The organism is Kaistella gelatinilytica, from assembly GCF_015679325.1.
In the GTDB taxonomy this organism is placed as follows: domain Bacteria; phylum Bacteroidota; class Bacteroidia; order Flavobacteriales; family Weeksellaceae; genus Kaistella; species Kaistella gelatinilytica.
Genome location: NZ_JADPVI010000002.1, coordinates 639,254 through 655,075, shown reverse-complemented (window position 1 = coordinate 655,075; position 15,822 = coordinate 639,254). Strand labels below are relative to the sequence as shown.

Below are 15,822 nucleotides of genomic sequence, written 5' to 3'. Positions count from 1 at the left end.
TGATTAATTTCAACCCACAAAATTATAACAAATAAATTTGTGTTAAGGTTTTAAAAGCTCTATTTTTGCTGATAAATGTCATAATAATGTCTTTAGAAAAACAAAACCTCATCGAAGAAAATTTGCAAAAAGTTTTCAATGAAGACTCCTTCCAGGAAATGCTTTCCGAGGAGGATTTTCAAAAATATCTTTCCGCTAAACAAGTTCTTAAATTCCATAAAGGTGACACGATCTTCGAGGATGGTGACAGTTCAAAAGGAGTTTATTTTATAAAGAAGGGAACGACAAAACTTTCTAAGCAGGGCGTTTATGGGAAGGAGCAAATTTTACGATTTATAAAAGAAGGCGATCTGATCGGTTACCGGTCTTTGCTTTGCGGGGAGAATTTTCAGGCAAAGGGAGAGGCGATGACCGAAGTTGAAACCTTGTTTTTGCCGTCAGAATTTTTTCTTCATCTTTTAGAAGTGTATCCGAAACTGTCTTTCGCCATGATGCAGAAGATCGCTTTCGAATTAGGAGAATCCTCGAATACTGTTACCTTTTTAGCGCAAAAAACGGTGCGCGAGAGATTAGCAGAAATTTTACTTCTTCTGGAACAGAAATTAGGAACCGATCCCGAAGGATTTATCAAGATCTCTCTGACCAGAGAAGAAATCGCAAACATCATTGGAACTGCCACAGAAAGTGCGATCCGATTGATTTCTGAATTTAAGCAGGATGAACTGATCGAAGTCGAAGGACGTAACATCAAAATTATTCATCACGATAAACTGAGAAAACTGGGTCATATAATAAGTTAATTACAAAATTTGATGATTTACTGCTTTGAAAATACATTTGATTTGATCATTTAATTTTTAAACATTCATCAATCAATTATCAACCATCAATTATCAACTAAAACATGTCTGTACATTCTGAAATAAAAAAGATCACCACCGAAACTTTGCGAAAAATGAAATTCGACAAAGAAAAAATAACCATGCTCACTGCTTATGATTTCACTACCGCCAAAATGGTAGATGCAGGTGGAGTTGATGCTATTTTGGTGGGAGATTCAGCCTCAAATGTGATGGCAGGTTTTGAAACTACCTTACCGATCACGCTTGATCATATGATTTATCACGCACAATGCGTTGTACGCGGCGTTGACAGAGCTTTGGTTGTGGTAGATCTGCCTTTCGGAAGTTACCAGTCGAATCCGGAAAAAGCTTTGGAATCTTCCGTAAGAATCATGAAAGAATCTCAAGCGCACGCCATCAAATTAGAAGGCGGAAGTGAAGTTGAAGAATCAATTCGAAAAATCGTGAACGCCGGAATTCCTGTTATGGGACATTTGGGTTTAACGCCGCAATCTATTTTCCAGTTCGGAACTTATAAAGTTCGTGCAAAAGAAGATGAAGAAGCCGAAAAATTATTAAAAGATGCCAAATTACTGGAGGAATTAGGATGTTTCGCTTTGGTTTTAGAAAAAATTCCGGCAGCATTGGCAAAAAAAGTATCAGAAAGTATTTCTATTCCAACGATTGGAATTGGAGCAGGCCCCGATTGCGACGGACAAGTTCTTGTTTACCACGATATGGTAGGAATGAATCAAGGTTTTTCCCCAAAATTTTTAAGAAGATATCTTGATCTGTACACCGAAATTACCGGCGCTGTTTCTGAATTTGTAAAAGATGTGAAAGCTGTAGATTTTCCAAATGAAAAAGAAAGTTATTAAATTTTCCCTTTTTCTTTTCGTTTTCTGTTTTTTTCAGTCCTGCGTTTCTCAAAAAATGCAGTTTGGTACAAAGACAGAAATCTGCGATTCGAAAGATTCAACTCTAAGTCTGGACAGAATTTCCTTCATTAAAAGTTTAGATTATTCTGAATTTAAAGAAGGTCATTTCAGCAATGGAAAAGAGTCTTTAAAATATCGAATTTTAAGTCCGGAAAAAATTAATCCAGACGAGAAATATCCGCTCATCGTAGTTTTTCATGGTTCCGGCGCAATTGGTTTGGATAATAAAGCACAAATGGGCGTTTTGTCTAAAATGTGGCTGCTTCCGGAAAACAGAAAGAATTATTCTACATTTATAATCGCTCCGCAATTCCCGGTTCGTTCTTCAAATTATCATCTTGATGAAACGCGTGGAGTTCAGGTTTCCGAATCAAATGAATATCTTGATCTGTTTTTAAAGTCGGTTGATTCACTGGCAAATTCAAAAAATATTGATCGTTCCAGAATTTATGTTATCGGATTTTCGATGGGTGGCTCAACAACTTCAAACGCTATTTCTACAAGACCTGATTTATTTGCTGCGGCAATTAATGTTTCGGGAATTTCACAATTCAATAATAACAACAACCTTCTGAAAACTCCGATCTGGATTGTTCACGGAAGTTTAGATACGGATAATTTACCTCAAAGTAATATTAGATTTTACGAGGAAATGAAGGACAAAGGACAAGTTCTCTTTTGGGAATTTAAAGACAAATATCACAACAACATTTTATCTGCGCAACTCGTAGATGCAATACCAAAATGGCTTTTTAATCAAAAAAAATAAAAAATGAAAACCAATACTCAAGCAATTCAGGGAATATTATCAATCGCAGCAATTCTGTGTCTGGTAGTAGGATTTTTTAATCTGTTTACGCCCGCAATCAACGATTTACTTTACAACAAATTATTTTACATTTTAATAGGAGTCAGCTTCTTTTTTCAGGCACCAACTTTATCAAATAAAAACCTGTTGTACCCAATGTACGCTGCAGCAGCTTTGTGTATAATCGGAGCGTTTTTGCCGAAAGAGTCGCAGTTTGGAATGCTGAAAACGATCGGTCTTTTTGCAGGTGTAATTCTATCAATTTTTAACAGACCCAGAGTTACTCGTCAGTAGAATCTTAAAGAATTTTTCTTTTAGAATTAGCTGTTTTTAGGGTTTTTAACCGAATCTAGTAATTCCCTGATTGTAAAATCCCCTCAAAATAATCGCTCAATAAAACCCTTTCTGCTTTCGTTAGGTTGGCTTTCGGATGTTTATTAATATAGGCTCCAAGTGGCATTGAATAATCCTTTATCGATTTCGCAGAATTTTCGAGCATATTTTTCTTCAGATCTTTGTTAAAAGTTCCCCACTCAGAAAAGTTGAGATGCTCTCGACCTTTAGTAATATGATTTTTGATGGACCAGGAAATTGGCGCAACATACGCATAATCAGGATAAATTGTTTCGTTGCTGTGGCAGTCGTAGCAAGCTTTTTTTAAAATTGCCTGCACATTCCCCGGAGTTGCGAGAACATTCACGAAATTCACTTTTTGATCCACCGGTTTATTCACTCTGTTTACCGGAATAAATTGAATTAAAGCAATTGCAATTAGAAACCAGTAGAGAATATTTTTAAAAGTTTTCATTACTATTTTTTAGGTAAGTCGGTTTTTGCAGGAATTGTTGTTTTTTCCTCAACGGCGCTTTTCACAGGTGGAATTTCCTCTTTCGCTTGGATGTCCCAGGTTTCACGAATTTCCCAAAGCGGTCTGACTTCAATTTTTTTCGCGTAAACAAAAACATCTTCTGCGAAAATTCCCTCTTTAAAATCAGCAGAATCCCAGATGCCGTTCTCATTGTTATCAACCAGAATTCTAATTTGATATTTTCCGGGTTTTAAAGTTTTGAAAGTCAGTGTTTCTTCTTTTCCATATCTCGAATAGGCAACAATTCCACTTTCATTGAGCAATTGAAACCAGAATTTTTCGGCAGGTGCATTTTGAAGTGTTACTATTAAAGAACCGTATTTCTCAGACTTATCGGCTTCAAAATCAAAACGTTTTGAGACAGTTGTATTTTCGAAAAAGGAGGAAACAGTTCCTTTTGGTACCGTCAGCGAATATTTTTTACCTTCTTTAAAGTTGGATTTAATTTTAATTTCATAAGGGTTTTTGTCCCCTATTTTTGCTGTAAATTCCTGAGCAATGCTGTCTGAAACCAGAGTCCATTTTTCGGGTTGAATTTTATCTACGAAATAATTCGAAGTGATGACGAAATCTTCATTGGGTGCCAATAAATTGCCGCTGTTATTCGTCACGGACATTTCATTTTTCTTGTTGTAGCGATAAAAAACGGAGACGGTATCTTTTTTTATACCATCATCATAACTGAATTTTAGATTTTCACTTGTGTCAATTCCGAGATTTTGTTTTTTAGCATCGAACCAAATATTGATCGAATCTGACTTTGGTGAATGCGTCACCTTGTAATCCTGAAGTTTTTCGCTGACCGAAAGAACTTTTACTGCATCAGGATTCCCTTCAAAAGTCATCAAAATTCCTCCCGGAGCTTCTTTCATTTCCTGATATTTCAAGGGTTTTTTGGAAGGGTATAAATTGACCTTTAAACCAGAAATACTTTTATCCAAAACAATTTCGTCTTTCAAAAAACCCACTTTTTCTTTCCCAGCGTCATAAACAGAATTTGAATTGGTGTCTTCAAAAGCTAAAAGTCGATATTTTCCGGGCGATAAATAATTGAGTTCAAAATACCCATCGGGATCTGCTTTGTTAATATAATAAGGTTTCTGCCGGTAATCCATAGAATCTTTGACCTGGTAAAGTCCCACTACCAAGTTGGTTTCTTCTGTTTTATTCTTGGTGTCGGCAATTGGACTTTTCAGCTCACCACTAACGTAAAGATCATCTATTTTATCACCTGTAGAAAAAGCGAAATTGTAATATTTCAGGGCATTATTCTCGTTGTTATCAACGATAGAATTTCCGAAATTAAAATTGTAAGTGGTATTTGCCTGCAACGTATCGTCCCATTTGATGAGGAGATATTTATTGGCCATTCCGGAGGGAAGGATCTTTTTCATCTTCTTCAGCGGCGGCGAAATGATCAGCTGTTTATTAATGTCTTTTAAAGTGATATATTCATCAAAATCAATGCGTAGCTCTTTAATGTTTCTCGGAACGTTAACTCTGGAAGAATCGATATTGGTAGAAACAACCTTCGGCGGGATCGTATCTTTTGCGCCTCCCACGGGTGAACCAACACGGGCACAGGAAAAAATTAAAAAACTGAGAATTAAAAGAAAGAAAATTTTCTTCATTGATGAATTTTAAACAAAATTAAGAAAATTATTCACTGTACGAATCATTAGTTTCTTTCTGCGCAGCTTTTCCGGAGGAGTTTTTTACGCTGTCATTTTCATTCATGTCTTTCTGAAGTTTCGCAGTTTCAAAAGGGAAATCTTCAAAAAGTCCGGAAAGTGCCAAAGCAGTATAAACTCTGCCGGAATATTTATTTCCGATCGCAATAATGGTAACATTTGATTTTAATAAATGAGCAAACACGGAATTTGTTCCGTGCCACCAACCATTGTGATAAGTAAGTTTTTCGCCATTATCAAAGATTTTCATACGGAAGCCTATTCCATAATTATTGATTCCAGCCTTTTCGTTGCTGTAAGGTTCAAAGATCTTTTCCTGAATGTCGCTTCGAAGGAAATTTTTGGCGAACATGGCTTTCGAGAAATTGAGCAGATCACGTGGAGTGGTATAAACATTTTTATCACCATAAATTAGATCCAGCCGATCATAAGGATAAACTTTCGGTCCACGCTGGAAAAAAGATTTTGCAGCGGTTAAAGTATCTTTCTCCTTAAATATATAAGTGTTTTTCATCTTCAAAGGTCGAAAAACAATTTGTTGCATTGCCTCTGGAAATGGGGTTTTCGTAGTTTTTTCGATCAATAAAGCCAGGAGTGCATAATTTGTGTTGCAATACATAAAACCGGTGTTGGTTTCGCGGGCAAGTTCTGGTTTATAACGGATAAGCAGATTTAAGATGTCCTGATTGGTCAGATATTTCTTGTGATATTCAGCAGGTTCGGGTTTTAATTTTTCAATGAGATATTCATATTTTGGCAAACCACTTCTCTGCGACAGAAGAGTAAAAACGGTCACTTTTGGGTACGGAAATTTGGGGAAATACTTTGTTAAAGGATCATTCAGCTTTATTTTTCCGGCTTCAATTAATTTCATTGTTGCCATTGCCGTCAATGTTTTAGAAATAGATGCAACATGCAGTGCAACGGTATCATTGATCGGCTCCTGCTTATTATCCTGCGCAAAACCCCTGTAATGCTCGTAAAGAATTTTATCGCCTTTCGCAACTAAAAACCCGCCCCACAAATCGCCTTTCTCCCAAACGTTTTTATAATATTGATCAATGGTTGCAACAATAGAATCCTGGTTATCAAGATGGTTGTCTTTCCTTTTGAAAATATCGTCAAGATTGATGTTGCTGTAATTGGGTAAGGTGGTTTTTGCATCTTCATTTTTTTTGTTGTCTTTTTTGCAGGAAAACAACATGAAGCCAGAAAATAAGATAAAAAAGAAGCGCTGTAAAAATTTCATTTAAAGGTTTTTGAACTAAAAATCTCCGCAATATAAGAGATTCTGCGAAGATTTTATAAGACGGCAATCATAAAGATTTGTTAAGACTGCCAAAAGTCAGATAAAATTTTATCTACAATAACCTGCGCTAATTTTTCCTTGCTTTGTATGGTCCAGCCTCCGATATGAGGTGTTAAGATCGCTTTTTCGGAGTGTAAAAGATATTGTAAGTCTTCATTCTCCGATTCTATATTTTCAAATGATGATTTCTCGAATTCCAGAACGTCAAGAGCGGCACCTTTTATTTTACCGGATTTTATTGCTTCAATTAAATCGCTCGTTTTTACATTTTTTCCTCTCGCAGTATTGACGAAATAGAAATCTTTTGCCATCTTTGAAATGAAATCTTCATCAATTATATAATGAGTTTCAGGAGTTATTGGAAGATGCAAACTCAAAATATCAGCTTCTTTTTGTAAAGTTTCCAAGGAAACCTGAGTGCCAAATTCATTTGATAGATCTGGAATAATATCATGAAAAATCACTTTCACTCCAAAACCTGAAAGTCTTTTCGCGACCGCTTTTCCCATGTTTCCGTAGCCAATAATGCCAAAAGTTTTTCCCAAAAGTTCGTCGCCCCGATTTTCTTCGCGTTTCCAGATTCCATTTTTAACTTCACTAGAAGCGATAAAAAGTCGGTTCATTAAAATGAGAAGCATTCCCAAAACATGTTCCGCCACAGAATCGCGGTTTCCTTCCGGAGAGCTGATCAGTTTTATTCCAGATTTTTTTGCAAATTCAACATCGATGTTTTCCATTCCGGCTCCAACTCGCGCGATAAATTTTAAATTTTCGCCGTGTTCAATGAAATTTTTATCAATGGGAATTCGACTTCTGATAATTATACCATCATAAGTCGCGATCTTTTTTAAAACTTCATTGTAAGTTGAATTAAAATCTTCTTCCAGCAAAAATCCTTTCGCAGAAAGTTGTTCCGTGATCAACGGATGATTTTTATCGAGAAGAAGGATTTTCATTTTGTATTTTTAAAAATATCAACTGCCGAATAATTTCTTTAGTTCCACAGAATCTGCAGCTTTCATTCTTCCTGAAAGAATTAATGACAGTTCTTTTCTACGCAATGCAGCTTCAAACCTCGATTTTTCTTCCTCAGTTTCGGGTTCCATTTTTGGGATCGGAATTGGTCGGTTGAATTCGTCAACTGCAACAAAAGTATAAATTCCTGAGTTCGTGTGAATTCTTTTATGATTGATAGGATCATCTAACCAAACATCTACATAAATTTCCATGGAGGTTGAGAAGGCGCGCGAAACTTTTGATTCCAGCACTACAATTCCGCCTTCCGGAATGGGATGATCGAAGGAGACATGATTTACAGAAGCAGTTACAACACGTCTCTCGCAGTGTCTTGCCGCAGAAATTGAAGCGCAGCGGTCCATTTTTGCGAGCAGTTCGCCACCAAAAAGATTTCGTAAAGAATTGGTTTCGTTCGGTAAAACGATATTCGTCATAATAGTTAACGATTCTGAGGCTTTTTTGCTTTTTTCCATTTAGAATTTGAATATTTTTTAGAACTCCATTTTTTAACCGGAGCTTTTGGAGAGATGATTACAGATTGAATAGAATCGGTTTTTAACGAATCTAATTTAGCAGCTGACAATTTTGTGGAATCTATTTTAACAGAATCTTTTTTAATTTTTTCGACCGGTTTTTTGTTGAAATCATCATTAAAAGATTTTCTGCCAAAAATTTTCTCCGGTTGCGTGATCCCAAAATAAGTCAAGGCTAAAACACCGATCACTAAAGGAAGAACCCAATAAATTGACTTGCTGAATTGATATGATTTTTCAGAAGAATTATTCTCAGCTTTAACCTTTACATTTTTAATTTCCGAAATCGTTATTTCTTCGAGACCGTAGAAATCGGGGGAAAGATTTTCGGTTCTGTTTCCCGTAAAATGAATTTTGCTGTCGTCAAGAAAAAAGGTTCCAAGATTTTCTAACGAAAGTTTTCCCTCTTTTTCCAGTGTGGAATTCCAGAAAGTAACCTGTTTTCTGATCTCGATTTCGGCTTCTAATTCTGAAATGCTTCTTTGCGCAGAAAGAAACTGAATGAAATCTTGTCCTTTATCACCAGAATCATTTCGGAAAGCGACTTCTTTTCCAGGTGGTAAAATACTTTTGCATGATTGATCAACAATCGCATTGGTATTTTTCAGGTAAAATATTCCGAAACCGGGAACGGAAACGCTGCCATGTTTCTGTAAAAATTCCAGAAGAAGTTGAGAAAAATTCATATTGCGACAAATTTATGGTTTTTGAGCGATGTAATCAAAAAAAAGACCGCTCAGAAAGCAGTCTTTAAAAATTATTTGTGATAGAAATTATTTTGCAAATTTCACCACTTCGCTGTTAGAACCATTTGTGATCTTCACCAAATAGATCCCAGCTTTATTTACATTTAAATCAATTGCGTTTCCGTTAGAATTCGCTTTGAAAGAATTGACAAGTTTACCACTCATTTCATAGATTTCAAGAGATAAACTACCAGATAATGCAGTTCGCAACTGACCGTTTACAACTGAAGACTTTGCTTTTAAAGTTGTTCCGGAAACTCCTAATGTAATGATGGTTGTTGGTCCGTTAGCAACCAGATCACCTGATTGAAAGTCTGCGCCATTCTGCAAATTTTTGAATACCATACCTACTTTATTAACAGTAGTTCCGGCAGGAATTTTTGCACCAGTTTGAGTAAACATTTTGCTGTTCAAATCGATAATTCCCACATAAGCCATTGCAACGGCATCCCAGTTCATCGTCACTGTAGAGTTAGACCACGCATCTTCGAATGCAGATCCTGTAGTATTGTCAGCAGCATTTACGAAACAATGAACGTAAAATGTTGGTACTTCAAATCCGGGGGAGTAGATCGTGTAATCGTTTGCAGCACCATAGGTGATTTTAAATACTCCGGGTGAAGTAACTTGAGTAGTTAATTGTGCACTCACTGTAGCAGTTAATAATAGTGCTACCAGCAAAGAATAGAATTTTTTCATAATAATTTTGGTTTAAAATTTAAAGAACAAAATTAATTTATTTTATGATACAAAAATCATTTCACTTCAAAATATTTTTCAATAACTCCCTATGAGACAATGATGTAGAGTTATTGAAATCTAAAACTCACGCCGAAAAGAAAGTTGGTTCCAGCTTGCGAAAAATAGAATGGAGTGCTGTCATAAACAAAACCATTGTTCACATATTTTTGGTTGAAAAGATTATTCACCAAAAGTTTAAAATCAACTTCCGTTCTTTTTAAATTTAAAGTGTATCTCGCGTTGAGATCGGTGAGAAAATATTCTTTTAATCGTAAATTTTCAGTATTTGTGTTATCTAGATGTTGACTTCCAACGTACTGATTTTGAATTCCTAAACTGAAGTTTTTAGCGGGTGAATAATTAACCAGTCCATTTGCAATAATACCGGGAGAAAAAGAGATCGGGGTATTTCCAAGATTTTCGATTCCCGTCGAAGTTTCATTTTTGAAATCTTGATTTTCATTTTTACTTAAAGTCAAATTGCCGGAAATATTCCATTTTTCAGAAAGTTTCGCCAAGGCACCAAGTTCGATTCCCATGCGGTAACTTTTTCCAGAGTTGACTCTTATGAATTCACCAATGTCATTAATTTGGCCATTCAAAACCAACTGATTCACATAATTCATATAATAGAGATTGGTAGTGAAAGAAACTGCGCCGAAAGTTTTTTCCAAACCAGCTTCGAAATCGTGCAACTTCTCAGGTTTTGTTTCCGGATTTGCGAAAAGGTCGTCCCGGTTAGGTTCGCGATGTGCGTGAGCGTAGGAAAAGAATAGTTTCCCGGAATTTATTTTATAATTGAATCCAACTTTAGGATTGAAGAACAGCCAGTTTTTATTCAGATTTGCGCCTTCATTGTCACCTTGTTGTACAATTTTAGTGTCGTAATTGATATTTCGCAATTGCAGATCGCCATAAAATTCGAACTGATTTACCTTAATGATGGCTTTTGCAAAACCGGCAAATTCTCTTTTTACAGATTGGTTCCTGTAATATTCATGTTCGAAAATATCAGGGAAATAAACTCCCGAAACATTTCCGTAATGTTTTCCTTCATACTGATTTCCGACAATACCGAAATTCACATCAAGATTTGCAAATCTTCCATAAAGCGTGGACACTCCGCCATAAAAATCATTATCCAGCCATTTTTTACGGATGAAATCTGTTCTTTTAATGGTTTGATTATCAACTAATAAATTAGGTAAATTGTATTTTGAAAATTTTGCGTCTTGCTTATAGTTTTCGTAATATCCTTTTCCTTTCGTGTAATGGAAAGTCGTTTCTAAATTCCAATGCTCATTAAAATTTTGCTCCCAAAGCAATTGATAATGATTCTGTAGGTAATTATCAGTTTCGTTATCGTAAAATCCAATGATGTTTTCAAAATTTGCGTCGTAAATCGCGCCCGAAAAATTATATTTCGGATTGGTTTCCCAAGTCGTTTTGTCAATCGCATTCCAGGCTTGATAGGTTTTTTCTTTTCCGCCAAACGCCAGTAAACGGATTTTAGTTTTATTTTCTTCAAAGAGTGCGGAAAAATTGTAAGAGTCTAAATCTGAAAAAGCACGGTCGATATAGCCATCAGAATGAATTTTCGTATATCTTCCCATTACTGATAACCGGTCTTTCCAAAACTTACCGCTACCAATTTCTGCGGAATATTTATACGTATTAAAAGAACCGTAAGAATTATCGGACTTTACATAAAATTTTTCTTCAGGATCTTTTGAAATCACATTCACACTTGCACCGAAAGCCGAAACGCCATTTGAAGAAGTACCAACGCCACGCTGAATGATGATCTGAGAAGCTGAACTTGCTAAATCGGGGACATCGACAAAAAAAGTTCCCTGACTTTCAGAATCGTTGTAAGGAACGCCGTTCATCATTACATTAATTCCAGTTCCACCGACGCCACGAATTCTAAAACCCGTGTAACCAACTCCATTTCCGGCGTCAGAAGTCGAAATTACAGAAGTCTGATTTTTTAATAAGATCGGGAGATCCTGCCCGAGATTCTTTTGGTTGAGGTCTTTTTCAACGTTGATAATTTCTTTGGAAACTGGCAATCGTCTAGTGAAATTAACACTTTCGATCTCTTGAGTTTTCAATGTATCCTGCACCGACTGCGCAAAATAGAATGGACCTGCGATAAGTCCAAAAACAATAAATCCTTTCATTCTTTTAATTTTTAATATTAATTGAATAAAAGGGGTGAATTTGATTAGTAATAAGTTATTGGTAATAAGTAATAACCATTGCTGATTACTCATTATTAATTCCTTATTTTAATTTCCCTAAACAGCATTACCTGTTCCAGGTTCATTGGGTATAATCTCAGCTTTTCAAAGCACCCCTTAAATTTCTGATTGCAATATTACAAAATATTTTCTAATATTTTTTGTTCGCAACATCGATGTAGAAATAGTTGGTGCCGTCTTCTGTCACTTCGAAAAGGCGTGCTAATTTCCAGCTGTAATTTCTTTTGATGTCGCTATATTGAAAAGGGATAATAATTTTATTACGAATGTCGATTACGCCAAACTTGTCGTCCCGCACTGCGATAATCATTGGGTTGTTCAAGTCGTCTCCTTCCAGAATGTGAAGATAATCATACTGCGGATAAATCGTGAATTGCTTGTAATCTGCGGGATTTTCGAATTTAGAATCTTCAATGATTCCGTAATATTTTCCTAAAATGTATCCGTGAAAAAGTTGGGTTTTAATTTCCTGCTTGCACTTTCCTAAATCGCTGTCTTTGAATTGATAAACTCTTTTTCCGATTTCATTAATCCGATAATCAACGTCATTTAAACGTACTGAAGCAAATTTGTTTGAACCATAGATCATCACTTTTGCATCGGTGGAATTTTGAAGATTACAGTCTTCCGTAAAAAATCCAACATTGCTGTATTCAGGTTTGATGACTACTTTTCCTTTCTGATTGATGAAGCCGAATTTGCCCTCTTCCTTCTTTGGGATCAGGGCAGGAATAGAATCATTAATTTTAATGAGATCCGGATTAATTTTAGGGATGTGTTTTAAAGCGAGGTTTTTTTTAGCCGGCGATTTTTTAGAAATCTTCTTTTTCTGAGCAGATAAAATAACGGAGAAACATAAAATTAATAGGACCAGAGCATTCTTCATAAATTTCATCTAACAAAATTTTGACCAAAAATACCATTTTAAATATTTCTCAAAATAAAGAAGCTCATTATGATGATAGCAATAATATAGATGGCGGTTTGACCATATAAAATTTTTCGAACTTTTGGAAACGAGTATTTCAAACCAAACCATTCAAATAATATTCCTAAAATAACGTAAGGAATCGCTACTATAAATAATGGATTATAAGAAAAAGCCTGTCTAAATTTCCCATGCAGCAAAGCATGAAGCGCTCGTTGACCACCACAACCCGGACAATCATATCCTGTGAAAAATTTAAAGGGACATTTAAGAAGAAAGCTGTTCGATTGTGGATTGAAAAAGTAATAAAAAATCAGTCCGCATCCTATGAAGGCGACAAAAAGTAATGCGGAATAATTTTTTTTATTGATGATCACTAGCTGTTATAAAATCCTGCAAAAACTCCTAATGCTGCCATAATAGCAACTGCAATAACCGTTAAAACACCAAATGCAGCACTTACAATTACAAGTGTTTTCGCAGTTCGCGATGAATTTTCTGCGCCTACAATATCACCTCTGTAAAATTTTGATTCGACACCTGCTGAATAGATAATGCTGATAATTCCCAATATTTGACAACAGAAAATAGTTACCAAAATAGATTCGACCAACCACGTTTTTGGAGGTACCGCGTTCGAATTAGTGCTGAAATCTTGATTTGTCATTTTAATTAATTTTTTGATAAAAGTAATTAAAAATAGATGATCAACATCATATTTATTTTAATTCTAAATCACTTTAGGCAATTTTACACTTAAAAATTTTGTAATTTTGAGTTCATTAAATTTTCATTAAAAATATACAGATATGACTTTTGACCTTGACATGATTAAAAAAGTGTATGAGCTTTACCCTGAGAGAGTTGCGAAAGCACGTGAAGTATTGGGGAAACCTCTTACCTTATCAGAAAAAATTCTTTATACCCATCTTTGGGAAGGTGCTGCATCTCAAACTTATGAAAGAGGAAATTCTTACGTAGATTTCGCTCCAGACAGAGTAGCAATGCAGGATGCGACTGCTCAAATGGCTCTTTTGCAGTTTATGCAGGCGGGAAAATCAAAAGTTGCTGTTCCTTCTACCGCTCATGCTGATCACCTCATCCAGGCAAGAGTTGGTGCAGAATCAGATCTTCAGGAAGGTATTAATAAAAACTCTGAGGTTTTTAATTTCTTAAGTTCTGTTTGCGATAAATACGGAATTGGTTTCTGGAAACCGGGAGCTGGAATTATTCACCAGGTTGTTTTGGAAAATTACGCATTCCCAGGTGGAATGATGATCGGAACTGATTCTCACACGGTAAATGCAGGTGGTTTAGGAATGGTTGCCATCGGTGTTGGTGGTGCAGATGCGGTTGACGTAATGGCAGGAATGGCTTGGGAACTGAAAATGCCGAAATTGATCGGTATAAAATTAACAGGAAAATTAAACGGCTGGACCGCCGCGAAAGATATTATTTTGAAAGTTGCCGGTATTCTTACTGTAAAAGGTGGAACTGGCTGTATCGTAGAATACTTCGGTGAAGGAGCAAAATCTCTTTCTGCTACTGGAAAAGGAACCATTTGTAATATGGGTGCTGAAGTTGGAGCTACGACATCAACTTTCGGATATGATGATTCTATGAGACGTTATTTATCTGCAACCGGAAGACAGGATGTTGTTGATGCAGCTGATAAAATTGCAGACCACTTAACAGGAGATGACGAAGTTTACGCTAATCCGGAACTTTATTTTGATCAGGTTATTGAAATCAATTTAGACGAGTTAACTCCACATTTAAACGGACCTTTCACACCAGATTTAGCAACGCCAGTTTCAGAATTTCATGAGAAAGCTGTTGCAAACGGATGGCCAATTGAAGTTGAATGGGCTTTGATCGGATCTTGTACCAACTCTTCCTACGAAGATTTATCAAGAGCCGCTTCTATTGTTGAAGATGCTTTTGCAAAAGGAGTAAAACCTAAAGCAATTTTAGGAATTAACCCAGGTTCTGAACAGGTTAAATTTACTGCAGAAAGAGACGGTTTCTTAAATTCATTCAGAAAATTCCCAACAACAAGAATTTTTACAAATGCTTGTGGACCGTGTATCGGACAATGGGATAGAGAAGGTTCAGACAAAGGAGAGAAAAACTCCATCATTCATTCTTTCAACAGAAACTTTGCTAAAAGAGCCGATGGAAATCCAAACACCCACGCTTTTGTCGCTTCACCAGAAATGGTTGCTGCAGTTGCAATTTCCGGTAGATTAGATTTCAATCCAATTACAGATACATTGACCAACGAAGCGGGAGAACAGATAAGATTAAACGAACCGCAAGGTTTGGAACTGCCTCCAAAAGGTTTCGCAGTTGATGATAAAGGTTATCAAGCACCTTCACACGATGGTTCTACAGTTCAGGTAAATGTGAGTCCAACTTCAGATCGACTTCAATTGTTGACTCCTTTCCAGCCTTGGGACGGAAAAAATATTTCTGGAATGAAAGTTTTAATTAAAGCTTTCGGAAAATGTACAACCGACCATATTTCTATGGCGGGACCATGGTTAAAATACCGTGGACATTTAGATAACATCTCCAACAACATGTTGATCGGTGCGATCAATTCTTACAACATGGAAACCAATACTGTGAAAAACCTTTTAACAGGAGAATACGGTGAAGTTCCTGCAGTAGCGAGAGCCTACAAAGCAGCTGGAATTCCAACCATTGTTGTAGGCGATGAGAATTACGGTGAAGGTTCATCCAGAGAACACGCAGCAATGGAACCAAGACATCTTGGGGTAAAAGCTGTATTGGTAAAATCTTTCGCGAGAATTCACGAAACAAATTTGAAAAAACAGGGAATGCTTGGATTAACGTTTGCTGACAAAGCAGATTACGATAAATTTAGAGAAGATGACACTGTTAATTTCTTAGATTTAGATCAGTTCGCACCAGGAAAACAATTAAATTTAGAATTGGTTCATTCCGACGGAACAAAAGATGTGATCTTAACGAACCATACTTACAATGCTCAACAAATCGATTGGTTTAAAGCAGGTTCTGCGCTAAACTTGATCGCAGCTGAAGCAGCAAGAAACGCTTAATTTCTTTTAAAATTAAGATTAAAACCGCTCAATTAATTGAGCGGTTTTTTA

The 15,822-nt window shown here is 36.1% G+C and carries 16 protein-coding genes; 5 read left to right on the top strand and 11 right to left on the bottom strand.

Translation table 11 applies throughout. The annotated features are described in order from the left end of the window. Positions 1-86: 86 nt before the first annotated feature. From IV494_RS10095 to IV494_RS10080, 4 genes are all read left to right on the top strand, one after another. Entirely contained in the window at positions 87-800 is a 714-nt protein-coding gene (locus IV494_RS10095; RefSeq protein ID WP_196080012.1) for a Crp/Fnr family transcriptional regulator, read from the top strand. A gap of 104 nt (positions 801-904) precedes the next feature. After that, positions 905-1,720, top strand: coding sequence for a 3-methyl-2-oxobutanoate hydroxymethyltransferase (panB, locus tag IV494_RS10090; RefSeq protein WP_196080011.1), 816 nt, complete (start codon positions 905-907; stop codon positions 1,718-1,720). Positions 1,721-1,775: 55 nt separating this feature from the next. Further along, the gene (locus tag IV494_RS10085) at positions 1,776-2,549 is read left to right on the top strand and encodes a carboxylesterase family protein (protein ID WP_196080010.1); all 774 of its coding nucleotides are present in this window, start codon (positions 1,776-1,778) and stop codon (positions 2,547-2,549) included. Positions 2,550-2,552: 3 nt separating this feature from the next. After that, positions 2,553-2,882, top strand: a complete 330-nt coding sequence (locus IV494_RS10080) for a hypothetical protein (RefSeq protein ID WP_196080009.1) — start codon at positions 2,553-2,555, stop codon at positions 2,880-2,882. Positions 2,883-2,937: 55 nt separating this feature from the next. On the opposite strand, the gene IV494_RS10075 is transcribed toward IV494_RS10080, so the two are convergent. The 11 genes from IV494_RS10075 to IV494_RS10025 all read right to left on the bottom strand — a co-directional run bounded on the left by IV494_RS10075 (position 2,938) and on the right by IV494_RS10025 (position 13,352). Next, positions 2,938-3,396 carry a heme-binding domain-containing protein gene (locus IV494_RS10075; protein ID WP_196080008.1) on the bottom strand — a complete coding sequence of 153 codons (459 nt, stop codon included), beginning with the start codon at positions 3,394-3,396 and terminating at the stop codon, positions 2,938-2,940. A gap of 2 nt (positions 3,397-3,398) precedes the next feature. Beyond that, positions 3,399-5,087, bottom strand: coding sequence for an Ig-like domain-containing protein (locus IV494_RS10070; RefSeq protein ID WP_196080007.1), 1,689 nt, complete (start codon positions 5,085-5,087; stop codon positions 3,399-3,401). A gap of 28 nt (positions 5,088-5,115) precedes the next feature. Further along, positions 5,116-6,396 carry a serine hydrolase domain-containing protein gene (locus IV494_RS10065; RefSeq protein ID WP_196080006.1) on the bottom strand — a complete coding sequence of 427 codons (1,281 nt, stop codon included), beginning with the start codon at positions 6,394-6,396 and terminating at the stop codon, positions 5,116-5,118. 80 nt (positions 6,397-6,476) lie between these two features. Beyond that, entirely contained in the window at positions 6,477-7,412 is a 936-nt protein-coding gene (locus IV494_RS10060; RefSeq protein ID WP_196080005.1) for a 2-hydroxyacid dehydrogenase, read from the bottom strand. Between the two features lie 18 nt (positions 7,413-7,430). Then, a complete protein-coding gene (locus IV494_RS10055) occupies positions 7,431-7,946 on the bottom strand; it encodes an acyl-CoA thioesterase (protein WP_196080004.1) in 516 nt (171 codons plus the stop codon). Next, complete coding sequence (locus tag IV494_RS10050) at positions 7,913-8,692, bottom strand: HU domain-containing protein (protein WP_196080003.1); 780 nt, start codon at positions 8,690-8,692, stop codon at positions 7,913-7,915. Before IV494_RS10050 ends, IV494_RS10055 begins: the two co-directional genes overlap by 34 nt. A gap of 87 nt (positions 8,693-8,779) precedes the next feature. Further along, complete coding sequence (locus IV494_RS10045) at positions 8,780-9,451, bottom strand: T9SS type A sorting domain-containing protein (protein WP_196080002.1); 672 nt, start codon at positions 9,449-9,451, stop codon at positions 8,780-8,782. Positions 9,452-9,561: 110 nt separating this feature from the next. Next, entirely contained in the window at positions 9,562-11,676 is a 2,115-nt protein-coding gene (locus IV494_RS10040; RefSeq protein ID WP_196080001.1) for a TonB-dependent receptor, read from the bottom strand. Between the two features lie 211 nt (positions 11,677-11,887). Further along, complete coding sequence (locus IV494_RS10035) at positions 11,888-12,652, bottom strand: WG repeat-containing protein (protein WP_230380063.1); 765 nt, start codon at positions 12,650-12,652, stop codon at positions 11,888-11,890. 29 nt (positions 12,653-12,681) lie between these two features. Further along, entirely contained in the window at positions 12,682-13,062 is a 381-nt protein-coding gene (locus IV494_RS10030) for a DUF2752 domain-containing protein (RefSeq protein WP_317192999.1), read from the bottom strand. Beyond that, positions 13,062-13,352: a CD225/dispanin family protein gene (locus IV494_RS10025; protein WP_196080000.1), complete on the bottom strand. Its 291-nt coding sequence runs from the start codon at positions 13,350-13,352 to the stop codon at positions 13,062-13,064. Before IV494_RS10025 ends, IV494_RS10030 begins: the two co-directional genes overlap by 1 nt. A gap of 142 nt (positions 13,353-13,494) precedes the next feature. On the opposite strand from IV494_RS10025, the gene IV494_RS10020 reads away from it, so the two are divergent. Then, entirely contained in the window at positions 13,495-15,771 is a 2,277-nt protein-coding gene (locus tag IV494_RS10020) for an aconitate hydratase (protein ID WP_196079999.1), read from the top strand. The last annotated feature ends 51 nt before the right edge of the window (positions 15,772-15,822 follow it).